This is a genomic window from Acinetobacter sp. ANC 4654 (assembly GCF_002135425.1).
GTDB classification, from domain to species: domain Bacteria; phylum Pseudomonadota; class Gammaproteobacteria; order Pseudomonadales; family Moraxellaceae; genus Acinetobacter; species Acinetobacter kyonggiensis.
Map to the genome: position 1 here is coordinate 396,822 of NZ_NEGL01000001.1, position 13,265 is coordinate 410,086.

The following is a 13,265-nucleotide window of genomic DNA, read 5'->3' on the forward strand; positions in this document are numbered from 1 at the left end:
CCTTATTTGCTAAGGGCGACCATGCCTTTCACCAACTTAGTAATCCCTTGGAAAATATCCTTTAAATTGGCATGATCATCCATGTAGGCTGGTGTTGTAACCAAGCGATTGGTCGTGTCTATAACACAATCATTGCTTTCACAGACCTGATGCACAGCACCCGTTTTTTTGATTTCTGCGGCAGTTCCAGCATGGCTACCAATGGTCAGTGTAGGCTGAAGATCACCAAATGTTAGCGCCAATAATGCTGGAGAAATACATATTGCGCCGATTGGTTTATGACTTGTTTTAAAAGCTGTTAGAACAGCAACGACCACGGGATCTACTTCACCCTCAGCACCTTTAAAGGCAAATGTTGATAGATTCTTTGCAACGCCAAAACCGCCAGGAATAACAAGTCCATCAAATTGTTCTGCTTTAAGTTCCGTAATCGGGCTAATCTCGCCCCGAGCAATTCTGCCCGCCTCTTGTAGTACATTTCTGCTTGCAGATGGATCAGGCTCACCAGTGATATGATTCACTACATGATATTGCTGCATATCTGGTGCAAAGATACTGTATTCAATACCTTCTATATCCAATGCCAATAGCGCTAAAACAGACTCTCGAATTTCCGCTCCATCTAAATAACCACAGCCTGATAAAATAACCGCGACTTTTTTCATATTCATTCCTTAATTTGCTTTACGATGTGTTGCAAACAAATCATAAGTGTATCTGTCGAGTCACAATACATCCGAATACGTCATAAATTATCCCTAATCGAGCATTTTTGTTTTACGAATTTCTCGTGGCGTCATACCAAAAAGAATCTTGAATTGTTCGGTAAATCTAGATTGAGATTGATAACCACACTGCTCTGCAATATTGCCAATATGAAATTGCGTGGTTTGTAATAAATGAAGCCCATGACCTAATCGGGCTCGATTGCGAATATCTTGGATATTATTGCCTTCACTTTTAAGCTTGCGTCTTAATGTTGAAGCACTCATAAACAGGTTAGAAGCAATCAAATCCACGGACCAATCACAAGAAATATCATTTGAGATCATAGACTGAACCTTCTCACTTAAGCTTGGAGGCTCAACGATATTGCAAACATCCTTGTAACCAGAATGATAGATAATCTCGAGTATCTCTCTTTTTCTTAGCCTCATCACTTGAGATGGTGCGATTGATGAAAACTCTATCAATTGGCAAAGTGCGCTAGCAAGCACGGGGTTTATCTCACCCTGAAAGTATTTCTTATACGGTGCAGAATTTTTAGGGAGTTCAGAAAAATCTTCATTTTCGAAATCAATCAGTACCGCAAAATACTCCTCTTGAATCGGGATATTTCGCATATCAATTCGAGGACTGTTCGATAAAAATACAAAGCTACCTGACAGACATTCTACCGATCCAAATTTACCCAATTGTTTAGTGCCACTGAGTATAAAAATAAGTAATGGCTTGATAATAGGAACATTAGTAATCATCTGCTCTTTATGAGAAGAATAAACTGAAAAAGGAAAACACGACTGATTTTTAACCGCTTCTTTAGCGACTACAATAATATTATCCATAATTAAGCGTTCGGGATATCAGCTATTTATTGATAGTTATATCCTGAAACTCTACCCCTAATATTAAATTAATACTGCATAGATAAATCTAAGACTTTTAAAAACCTAAGAAATAGCTGAAAGCTAAAGCCAAATTTTTCTGATGACAACCATATCCAGAATAGCGTAAACCATTTATGAATTTAAATTCTGTATTGGGCATGTGTCTAAATGCAGCTACAACCCGAACAAAATTGCTGCTAGGCTTCTAAATTGAAATATTTAGAAGCCATCTTTACCAGAACGCAGTGTATTAATGTGTTCATATAAAGAAGTAAGCTGCCAACTAATGATCTGTTTAGGTAATACAATCTGATTGCATCTTTATTGTTGCTCCCATCTACGGCAGTTGATTTATCCCCTAAATCAACATATGGATTCCCAACACATCATTTTCATCACTGTATTCTAGACCTAGGTGCAATCACCATCGGAATTTGCACCAGTATAACCAAGATTAAATTTTAAGCTATTCATTTTATGGGAATAATAAAAAACACTGTTCCCTGTAAAACCTCTTGTTATGCTGGAGAAACCGAAACTATTTGCTGCAAATGTCGTTCCCACGAGTGTGAAAAAGGATCATCCTGTTTACGCTGCAAGCATCTTAGCCACACTTCAAGCATGCCATAATCCTCGTCGATCATAGAGCGCCCCCTCACAATTTTATCTTTATCAATAAAATAATCACCGATGAAATCAATCGCTGTGTGATAGGTATACTTGAATATAATTGTGCTGCAAGTGAACAAGACTGAACCACCTACCCGATATACATTACTATCAGTCTTCGTCTATGAAGCCTCTCAGGATAGCTTTTCTACATCAAATTAGACTGTTGAATAGCTATCTGGAGGTTAAATTTTTATCTAGCTCACATGGTTAATTGGCAAAAGCAGAAACAGGCAAGACCAAAAGTGAAACTATCGTTAAAGTTTTCATATATTTCCGTTGCATAAAGCTTAGGCGAAAAAATCACTTTTCTCGCCTAAATTTTTATATACCTCGATGCTGGTAGTGGTCATCTAATATCATGTTTGTTTCTAATGTTTCAGGCTGCAAAATCGCCTTTTCAACAATTGCAATGACTTCATTGAGGTCTTGCGCAGCCATAATTTCTGCCATCGAAAATGATACTTTTTGTCCAGGTAAGGAAAATTCAGACTCAATAGCGTTTACAAATCGAACAACTCCAAGTGATGCAAGTCCATTGTCATTCAGGCTAAGTTCTCTATTCACCTCAAGCCCAGAGATTTTTGCAGCGGTTTCTAACACAACTTCTGCGGTATCCAGAACAGGTCTGCCATACTCTGCGCTGCTGCCCATCAATTTGATTCGCTTAGTGATCATTGCGACCAAATTACGGAACAAGGTATCCACTGGCTGAACCAACTTGGCAAAAATAACAACTAAACCAACCACATAGAAGTATTCATACCATTCGACTGGAACTGGTTCAGGACTGAACCAATAGAAACTTTTACGATTATCCCACCAGTTCCACCATTCACCGCCACGTGTCGCTGCGTAGTACCATTGTCCAACCATTTGATGGAATAGGAAGCAGGCATAAGCGGTTGGTGCAAGGAATTTCGAGAGTGGACTCATTCTTAAAACTCTGGCAGTAAACCCCTTACCTGTACTGAGTGCAAAAATCCAAAGTAAAGTCAGTGGAGCAAATGAACGGCTATAGATTTCATCCCAAATACGATTGGTTATAGAGGCATCAGCATAACTATTTGCAGCTTCAGGTCTCATAAAATAAGCATCTACAGGAACTTGAGTCACTTCAGGACCAAAGTGTGTATAGCCTTGGGCAACATGAGCAATACCGATGCAAATAATAATGAGTGTAATTGCATCAGCAACATACCCCCAAATATGCGAACGTTTTTGCTCAGTCGGTCTGATGGCATCGTACAAGAAAGCAGCACACATACCGACCAAGAAATACACCATCCAAAAAGGTGCAAACAAATAGAAACCTAAGCCCATCGCATTTTCTTTACCCGCCAATGCAACCTGAGCCGCTGTAGGTATTGAACGTAATCCCGTGGTCGGATCAAATAAACCATATCCCACAAAATCTGCCGCAAATCCGTACCAGAATCCCATGAGGATCACGATATTCGTGATTAATCCAATCCCTATATACATGAGAATTTTCTTAACATTACCTCGTTGCTTATACAATGCATTGTAAATCATCGGAAATATAACAAGGCATTGGAAATACATCGAAATAAACCACAGGTAAAAACCAATAAACCAGCTCGCCCCCCACAATGGTGTTGCTTGTAAACCTGTTGCATGAATTCCAAATGATAAAATGACATTGCCTAGCCAAGAACCTTCGATCCATGGCGTCCCCTGACAATACGATGCCGTACCTTCATGAACTAAAGGGCCCCAACTGAAACTAGGTATAAATGTTGATGGGTGACAACTGACAAATAAATTCCCCATCGCAAAAATAATCGCTAATGCATACAGAGGATACATCACCGCTACTCTTGCTTTTATAAAAGCAAATTTATGTTGAATCATTGCAGGCATGAGAATAGCGAGAGAAAAGCCGGCTAAGATAAAGAAGCTATTCACGTGCCATTGAAACTGACGTAGATTATTAAATGCTTCCCATGAATTATTAGCACCAATGTGCATAAACATGACATAACACGCCAAAATAAATCTAAATCCCGCAATCGTATCCCAATCTACTTTTGGCTTATCTAAGCGATTCATATTTAAAGCAAGTTCACTGGTAGTTTTAGTGGCTACTTTTTTCTCTTTGCGTTCTGAAGTTGTCACTGTATTTTGTTGATTAGGGGAAGGCTGAGCGGTTATACCTAGCGATTCTGCCATGATATTTCGCTTATATTTTTTGCTGTTCGTCATTGGTAAATCATTTTTATCAACGATGCGCCAAACCGAAGGGATTTTATGTGCTGAGACTCCGCGTTTGAGTAAGAAGGAGCGTAATTCATTTACCCACTTGCTTTGATTATCTAAACTAAATGCTGGGTCAGATGAGACGATTGCACACCCTACCTCTTCGCCATAAGTTTCAGAGGGCACAGGGAAACATATCGCAATATCAATACTAGAATGGCTGGTTAAATTGTCTTCTATTTCAGCAGGTGCAATCTGCTCTCCACCCCTTTTGATTAACTCCTTCAGTCGACCTTCTAAGCTTAAATGACCAAAAGCATCCATCTGCCCCAAGTCCCCAGTTAAAAACCAAGTGCGGATCTCACCAGATTGAGGCAGTGGCATTAAGAATCGAGATTTATGATTGGCTTCAGGATTCTCTTTATAACCAGAAAAAACGGTATCACCTGAAATCGCAATTTCACCAGCAACACCAAAAGGTTGAGGTTTAAGGGTGACTGGATCAACGATTGCCAATGATGCAATTAATGGCACGCCAACAGAACTCGCCTTAACGTCCCAACTCATTTCTGTCTGAGCAGGCTGCGAGATAGGCATTAGCTCCGACATACTATAAGTCGGTAAAACTGGGCAATCATAGGTCTTGATAAGTGCCAATCGATCTTCTTCTTTGAGCGCAGATGCACCAGAACGAATCAATCGCAAGTTGTGTTCAGACCACACGCCATCATGATCTAAATACTGCTCTCGATTTTCCTGAAGATAACGTAAAGTTGCGAGCTGAATGGTGGGTACAGCTGAATACCACGTCGGTTTCGGATTGGATTGCAGCAATGCCTCAGCCATAAGCTGAGGGTTATATAAACCCTCGCATGTGATGGCTGCACCAACAGATAAACTTGCCAAAATCGAAGCAGATATGCCACCAATATGATCCAAAGGCATCACACTATAGGTCACATCGAATTCATTAATTCCGATACTATCCGCTAAAATCGTGCTGTTTATAACCAAATCTTTTTGTTTGAGTGGCACAACCTTTGGCATAGACGTCGTGCCAGAAGTTCTGAGTAGAAGGCAGTCATCATATGCATGAGTGATTAATTCTGGCTGATTTTCATACCCATCTAAGGAGTTTTTAAATTTAAATAAACCTGGATGTTGGGATGAAAGTTGGCTGACATGATGTAATGATTTATTGTTACTTTGGCAATATTCTTCACAAGCTGCAATTACATTTTTGGCATTCACAGCTTCAAATAAAATAACATGCTCTACTTGAAGTTGCTTTAATGCGGATAAGGCTTCAGCCTGTGTCATTGTGGTAGAAAGCGGAACGGCACATGCCTGAGCTGCAACGGTAAGAAAAGCGACAGCGCCTTCTGCACTACCGCCAGAAGGCGCCATATATGCAACGATCTGCCCACTTTTAACCCCTGCTCGTCTGAGATCACCTTCTCCCCCTGAACGAATAAATGAAAGTAGATCTCCATAAGTGGTACATATTTTATTATTTTGCTCTCTGGCAAGCCTAAACAAAGCAGATGATTGAGCTTGTCTTTCCAATAACTCTATAATTGTCGTGGCTTGCCCTTCAGAATGAATCGAAACATGAGCGACTTGCACCTCTGTATCAATCGTTCTAGAACTCAATTTGCAAGATGTTTGCTCAGTGCTTTCCTTTATCGGGCTTACTGATGAAATGTCATTGATATAACGTTTTATTTCACCCTTAATCGGTTTGGGTATCGTACTGCTAATTTCATGATCACTATCTAAATAAAAAATTTGGCTATTCGGATTTTTATCATGTAGTAGCAATGATTCAGACCACGGTTTCAGAGCATCATGTTGTCCAATTAAATGTATGGCTTGGTTTTGACTACATTCCTCGGTACGATCTGGTAAACCTACAAGCTTTCTCATATCCAAGAGTGGTATGGCAGCACCTGCACAGGCGTAAATAGACGTTTTAAAAGGAAGATTAGAATTTATATTGAACTGAGTTTCCCTACCCATGTAGCTTTGAACTGCATCAAGTAATGCAGGATCATTTGGTAAATTATTTACCAAGCTAGCAATGTATCCTCCTTGACTAAAGCCATAAATTGCATCAAAAGGTCCATGTATTTCAATCGCCAACAAAACACTTTCTATCGCACGACAAAGACTCTGCAATAATGCTTGATTATCTAAATTTTCCCAATCAGATTTAGGCGGTAGCCATGAATACCAAGGTCCTTCAACCAGTCCTGTCAATTCAGATAAATGAATATCTGGGTACTTAACTTGGATGGTGCCATTAAGATAAGTGATATCATAATTTTGGTCATTAAGTTCTAAATTCTGAAGTTGTAGTCTGGTAATTATTTTATTACTACCATTTCCATGAAGGGCTAAGATTTTTCGCTGCATTTTCGGTGTTTGGTTTTCTTGAGCAGACATGTTATTTTTCCTTCGTTTAAGAAACATGTATTGCGAATAAGATTCAACAGCCTCCTGAGCTACATTTTCAATAGCTCACGAAGCTATTGAAATGCTTTATCTTTTATATAGAGCTTCGATCGTACTTGATGCCAACGAATGGGCTTTGACCATATAACCTGTTAATGCCCCAGATGCATCAGCAGGTAATTCCAGTTTCTTTGAAAGTGCATACACTGTGAATTGGTAGCGATGTGCGCCATGACCATGGGGCGGACACGCTCCCCCAAATCCTTTTTGACCATAATCATTGCTCACATCAATCACATCTTTATAATCGAGCTTGCCATTACCAGATGGGATTGACGTCACTTCAGCAGGGATATTCACCACTTGCCAGTGCCACCAGCCACTGCCCGTCGGTGCATCTGGATCATAAGCCATGATTGCATAAGCCTGCGTCCCAGCTGGAGCACCACTCCATGACAACTGAGGCGATTTATTTTCGCCCGAACAACCAAAACCTTGGAATTCGAACGTATTTTTCATGAATACGCCATGCGCGATATCGGTACTTTTTAATTTGAATTCATCAGCATGTGCGAATCCAGCGGTCAACCCGATAACAGGTAGCATGAGTTTTAAAATAGACTTATACATTGAGATCTCCGTTTATGAAAAAACACGGTGATCTTAATGTTTTTGCTTCGCTCAAATTCTCTCTAACGCGCCATATTTTCGCCTAAACAAATCATATACTGATCAAATACAAACAATTTAGCCACTGCTCCATCTGATATATCCAGTCCACACATACCTGCCATATATTTTTCAATGTCACAACAACTCATGCCGTGTGCGCATAGTGATATGATTTTATTATTAATTTTTTTCAACGACCTAGGTTGAGTCTTTTTAACTGACTATGACTCAAACTCACTGCTACAATCTTCAGGATACTTCAAGCCCCAATACACCTAATGTTGATTTTACAGTCTTGCGAGTGTGTATATTGCAGCTCAGGACAATTCCTCCTATTGCTCTATTTGAATATCGTGATGAAATAAAGTATTAAGAGTAAAAATCACCTGTATTTCGATACAAAGCTATTCTTTCAAGTAAAGTCTTAACAGAAGAGAAAAGTGTACTAACGGAAATCCCATAACGAGATTTTATATTAAATAACCCACATTCTGCTTAAACAATGATTCATCACTCAAACAGTTGGCTTAAATAAAATTCAGGCTATGACAGCATTTTAATCAATGCAATTACAGGTGGTGCAAAGAGAACCATAATCATGCCAGAAATAATCATCGATAAACTTGCCACAACCCCTTCCTCTGAATGACGCTGTTGTGCCCGAGCAATCCCCATCGCATGTGCAGCATTACCAAATGCAGCACCATAAGCAATCCGATGCTGATATCTCATCCACATCAAAAATAGGTCTCCAAATAACATCCCCACTAATCCTGTAATCACAGTAAAAAGTGGAATAAGACTAATAGAGCCATCAATTTTTTCAGTCAAGATCAAGGCAAATGGGATAGAAATCGAACGTGCCAATAAACTATTTTTTACGATTTGCTCAATATTGAATAAATTTGCCAAACACCAGCTGCTTAAAATACCAATCAACATCGAAATACTGGAGGTGATGATTAAAACTCTAAAATATTTACGGATCATCGTTCTATATCTAAATACAGGAATTGCAAATGCCACAGTAATTGGCCCGAGCATTGCCACCAAGTATTGGGTATAGGTGTAATAATCCTGAAAAGTGCGCTGAAAAATAATAATGCTTATAATACTAAAGATAGGAACGACTATAATCGGAGAAAAATAAATCTTTCTTGTGTGTATAAATAATTTCTTGGCAAAGAAATAACACACGAGCGTCCATATAAAGAAAAATACTCCCCAAATTGACATTATTTAATCTCATCCTGTTTTAATAACATCCTGACACTCAGCATTGAACTTGCCATCACTAGAAAAGTACTGATAAAAATTACGATGACGATTTTCCATCCGCTATTCATGAGTAATTGCTGATATTGAATAACCCCAACCACAGGCGGAATAAAAAATAAAAGTAATTCAGTTAACAATAGGTTAGCACCATGTTCTATTTGCTCTAGCTGAATCCATTGCATTTCAAGCAAAAATAATAAAATGAAGAAACCCAATACGCCTGATGCAATTGGCAAATGTAAAAATTTTTGAATGCTATAAGCAAAGCCCCAAACCATCAGGATCAGAAGAATCTGTAATAACATAACTCGCAGCTGTTTTAAACGGAATGAACTCAACATAATTTAATGATGTACTCAACTTGTACAAGTTTGCTGTTTAAAAGGCCCAATGGAGATATGTTTTTAAATTTGAAACACAGATTTTTCTTTTAACTGCATATTGAAATATGTATTTAACTTCAATTGCAGATAAAAATTTGGCTAAAATTAAGAATAACTCCATTAAGAATACCTCAAGCCATTTCCTGTATTAACACAGTTAAAGACGAGGACTAAATACAGAACTTTGATGTTGTAGACAGGTTTGCATATATTCAGCATAAACAGATAATTTCTCATAAATATGCTCGGCATAGAACATATCTTCAATTAAGTGAATGCTTTGCTGCGTATTATAACTATCACAATACTGAAGCAGCTCAGCATTAATTTCTGAAAATTTTTCACAAAGTTTAATATAGTCTGCATCTTTGTTTTTAAATAATAATTTACGTATATTTAACTCACCACTATCGATAATTTTTTCCTGATGCTGTGTACTAATCAGGCGGATACTCACTTTAAAAAATTTTTCTAATTCATCTCGTTTTTCAGAATTAATTTTCAAATTTGTAATGATAAAAATGCTTGAAACATCAGATCTACACAGGGCTTTAATGATGGATAAATATAAAAAATCACTCTCCTCTAATTCAGTCAGACTTAAATCTAAATAAATATTTAAAGTAGTCAAAACTTCATCTATTTTCAAATTCTGCTTTTTTTCTGCCTGATAATAAGTATTCAAAATATTAAGAACAGGCTCCGTTGCAGGTGTATTATAAATCACTGTTTTATTCAGGTTCGCTAAAATAAAAGGTGCAAAAAGAAAAGCTAAACCTGCCTGCTCTGCTTGAATTTCAGATTGAATAATATAATGAACTTTAAGCTTTGAAAATTCACGTAAAACTTTGGCACGTAATAATGTTGCTTCTAAATTGACATATTGCTGTTGCAATATATTCTTTAATTGCTCAGAAAAACTCCTTGTTTCTATGAGTTCTGAGAGTGTATTCAATTTCTCTGTAACAAACATTGCATCACCATTCCGCTTCGAAGCTATATTTCATGAGTATTTCGCCTGCTCATTCAATGCCAATCCGTCATGTCCAACCCCAACTTGATGCATTAAAAAATAGCCACTCATGAGACTAAAATAGATTTTGTCGTGATGCTGCTCAAATGTATAGCTACAAAAGCATTGGAAAAAAATATAACAGTTCTAAAAATCACGATTCAAACTGTTATATTTTTTTAAGCAAATTTCTGTACCTACTCATCATTTAAATTGTCATGCAAGATAAAGTAATTCCTCTTGATCGGTGGTTTAAATGAAACGATCTTTTACTTTTTGTGCTGTTTTATCAACTGACCGTTGTTCTATCCGTCATGTACAACACAATGATCTGCTCACAATGTGGAGAGTGATATGAGCCTCGGACTCACTGCTCTAGAATTAGCACGCATACAATTTGCTTTTACTGTTTCTTTTCACATTATTTTCCCTGCAACCTCTATTGGTCTGGCATGTTTCCTTGCGGTACTGGAATGGAAATGGTTGCGTACTCAAGACCCAATCTATAAAGATTTATTTAAGTACTGGATTAAAATATTTGCTGTAGCCTTTGGTATGGGCGTGGTATCAGGCGTTGTCATGAGTTATCAGTTCGGTACTAACTGGAGCGAATTTTCACGCATTGCAGGCAGTATTACGGGGCCTTTACTGACCTATGAAGTGCTAAGTGCTTTCTTTCTTGAAGCTGGTTTTCTCGGCATTATGCTGTTTGGCTGGGGACGAGTCAGTCCTAAAGCACATTTTTTTGCAACGCTCATGGTGGCAATTGGCACCTGTATTTCCATGTTCTGGATTTTATCCTCGAACAGTTGGATGCAGACCCCACAAGGCTTTGCCATTGAAAATGGCATTATTATACCCACCGACTGGTGGGCTATTGTCTTTAATCCCTCCTTCCCCTACCGTTTTGCCCATATGGCGACCGCAGCATTCCTCGTGTCATCTTTACTGGTGGTCGGTACAGCAGGATGGCATTTATGTAAAGGACGGCGTGATGATTTGGTTAAAAAATCATTCTCTATGGGTTTATGGATGGTTCTAATCACCTCATGTTTACAAGTCGTTATTGGTGATCACCACGGCTTAAACACTCTGAAACATCAACCTGCAAAACTGGCAGCAATTGAGGGACACTGGGAAACCAACCGTGATCATGCAATGCCTCTGTTGCTGTTTGCAATTCCAGATATGGAAAATGAACGCAATGCAATCGAGTTCGGCATTCCTCATTTGGGGAGTCTGATTCTCACCCACTCGATGGAGGGTCAAGTCACAGGCTTAAAAGATTTTGCAGCTGAAGATCGCCCAAATGTACCAATTGTATTTTGGAGCTTTCGTGTCATGGTCAGTCTGGGTATGTTGATGGTACTGCTCTCTTTGACTGCACTCTGGTTACGTAAGCAAGGTTCATTGTATGAAAGCTCATGGTTCCATAAATTTGCCATCATCATGGGGCCTACGGGGTATGTTGCCTTATTAGCAGGTTGGGTCACCACTGAAGTTGGTCGTCAACCGTGGGTGGTTTATGGTGTGCTTCGTACTCGGGATGGCTTATCGCACTCTGTCACAGCGGATCAAGTTGGCCTCAGTCTGCTTATTTTTGTGTTGGTATATACCGTTGTATTTGGTAGTGGCATTTACTACATGCTCAAACTGATTAAAACAGGTCCTGCTTTCTTAGACAGTTTGCAACCTGAAAAAACAGCAGGTCTGGGTCATTTTAAAACTCCATTACGCCCACTGAGTGCTGTGGATGAAATGCTTGATGATGAAACATCAACGACCGATCAAAATAAGGAGAAACATCATGATTGATCTGGCTTTAATCTGGGTCGGTATTATCGGTTTAGGTGTCCTTATTTATGTCGTTATGGATGGTTTTGACCTTGGGATTGGGATTTTATTCCCATTCATTCAGAATCATCAGGAACGTGATGTAATGATGAATACCGTTGCCCCTGTTTGGGACGGTAATGAAACATGGATGGTGCTAGGTGGGGCAAGTTTATATGCTGCATTTCCATTGGCTTATGCCACTGTTCTTTCCGCATTCTATCTGCCAATTACCTTTATGGTGGTGGCATTAATTTTCCGTGGCGTTGCATTTGAGTTTCGTTTTAAAGCAACCCGTACCAAATACTTGTGGGATCAAGCCTTTATTTGGGGTTCGATTCTATCCAGTTTCTTTCAAGGTGTGATTCTTGGCGCTTATATTCAAGGTATTGAAACCAGTCATGGAATTTACAGCGGTGGTGCATGGGATTGGTTGACACCATTCTCTATTTTCTCTGGCATAGGTGTGGTTGCCATGTATGCAGCACTGGGTTGTGGCTGGTTAATTCTTAAAACGGAAGCAAACTTACAGCACACCATGTATCAACTTATGCCAAAGTTAATCATTGCCTTGTTGATTATCTTTGCGGGTGTCAGCTTATACACTCCATTTACCCATCCTGAAATTGCACAGCGTTGGTTCTCTTTACCCAATCTTTTCTATTTCAGCCCTGTACCCATTTTAGTGCTCCTTTTTGTCTGGCTGATTATCTCCGCTTGCAAGAAACAGCAAGATGTTAAACCATTTATCTATACGTTGGCATTGGTATTTCTTGCCTTTACTGGCTTTATTATCAGTTTATGGCCAAATATTATTCCGCCATCTGTGACCATCTGGCAAGCAGCATCACCAGAATCAAGTCTGAAATTTACCTTGGTTGGTGCAGTCATTTTGATCCCGATCATTATGACCTATACCTTCCTGTCTTATTGGGTATTTCGTGACAAAGTTCGTATTGGCGATGAGGGTTATCATTAATTTTTGGAGGCATTTTTAATGAATAAACTGATGTCTAAAATGAACTCAAACCAATGGTTTATTGTCCTATGGTTAGTTGGATTTCTAGGGTTGGCATTGATTGCTGGACTGTTCCGAGTTCTGTTATATTTTGCTTATCCGTCATAGCATTTTAATGC

11 protein-coding genes are annotated in these 13,265 nt (G+C 38.9%); 3 read left to right on the forward strand and 8 right to left on the reverse strand.

What is annotated here, in order from left to right; translation table 11 throughout:
• Nucleotides 1-2 precede the first annotated feature (2 nt).
• The 8 genes from elbB to B9T24_RS01930 all read right to left on the reverse strand — a co-directional run bounded on the left by elbB (nt 3) and on the right by B9T24_RS01930 (nt 10,256).
• A complete protein-coding gene (gene elbB, locus B9T24_RS01900) occupies nt 3-665 on the reverse strand; it encodes an isoprenoid biosynthesis glyoxalase ElbB (RefSeq protein ID WP_086164247.1) in 663 nt (220 codons plus the stop codon).
• Between the two features lie 93 nt (nt 666-758).
• The gene (locus tag B9T24_RS01905) at nt 759-1,565 is read right to left on the reverse strand and encodes a helix-turn-helix transcriptional regulator (protein WP_086164248.1); all 807 of its coding nucleotides are present in this window, start codon (nt 1,563-1,565) and stop codon (nt 759-761) included.
• Between the two features lie 560 nt (nt 1,566-2,125).
• Nucleotides 2,126-2,251 carry a hypothetical protein gene (locus tag B9T24_RS17285; protein WP_265733456.1) on the reverse strand — a complete coding sequence of 42 codons (126 nt, stop codon included), beginning with the start codon at nt 2,249-2,251 and terminating at the stop codon, nt 2,126-2,128.
• Between the two features lie 349 nt (nt 2,252-2,600).
• The gene (locus B9T24_RS01910; protein ID WP_086164249.1) at nt 2,601-6,941 is read right to left on the reverse strand and encodes an AMP-binding protein; all 4,341 of its coding nucleotides are present in this window, start codon (nt 6,939-6,941) and stop codon (nt 2,601-2,603) included.
• A 96-nt stretch (nt 6,942-7,037) separates the two neighbouring features.
• Nucleotides 7,038-7,580, reverse strand: coding sequence for a YbhB/YbcL family Raf kinase inhibitor-like protein (locus B9T24_RS01915; RefSeq protein ID WP_086164250.1), 543 nt, complete (start codon nt 7,578-7,580; stop codon nt 7,038-7,040).
• A gap of 585 nt (nt 7,581-8,165) precedes the next feature.
• Complete coding sequence (locus tag B9T24_RS01920) at nt 8,166-8,858, reverse strand: LrgB family protein (RefSeq protein ID WP_416224340.1); 693 nt, start codon at nt 8,856-8,858, stop codon at nt 8,166-8,168.
• Complete coding sequence (locus tag B9T24_RS01925; RefSeq protein ID WP_416224341.1) at nt 8,858-9,205, reverse strand: CidA/LrgA family protein; 348 nt, start codon at nt 9,203-9,205, stop codon at nt 8,858-8,860. The genes B9T24_RS01920 and B9T24_RS01925 overlap by 1 nt, the downstream gene beginning before the upstream one ends.
• Before the next feature lie 235 nt (nt 9,206-9,440).
• Nucleotides 9,441-10,256 (reverse strand): hypothetical protein, encoded by an 816-nt coding sequence (locus B9T24_RS01930; protein ID WP_086164253.1) that lies wholly within the window; start codon nt 10,254-10,256, stop codon nt 9,441-9,443.
• Between the two features lie 393 nt (nt 10,257-10,649).
• Between B9T24_RS01930 and B9T24_RS01935 the strand changes: the two genes are divergently transcribed.
• The 3 genes from B9T24_RS01935 to B9T24_RS17010 are packed head-to-tail and all read left to right on the forward strand — an operon-like array spanning nt 10,650 to nt 13,254.
• Nucleotides 10,650-12,110, forward strand: a complete 1,461-nt coding sequence (locus B9T24_RS01935; RefSeq protein ID WP_086164254.1) for a cytochrome ubiquinol oxidase subunit I — start codon at nt 10,650-10,652, stop codon at nt 12,108-12,110.
• A complete protein-coding gene (gene cydB / locus B9T24_RS01940; protein ID WP_086164255.1) occupies nt 12,103-13,107 on the forward strand; it encodes a cytochrome d ubiquinol oxidase subunit II in 1,005 nt (334 codons plus the stop codon). The genes B9T24_RS01935 and cydB overlap by 8 nt, the downstream gene beginning before the upstream one ends.
• A 30-nt stretch (nt 13,108-13,137) precedes the next feature.
• Complete coding sequence (locus tag B9T24_RS17010; RefSeq protein ID WP_413772550.1) at nt 13,138-13,254, forward strand: DUF2474 domain-containing protein; 117 nt, start codon at nt 13,138-13,140, stop codon at nt 13,252-13,254.
• The last annotated feature ends 11 nt before the right edge of the window (nt 13,255-13,265 follow it).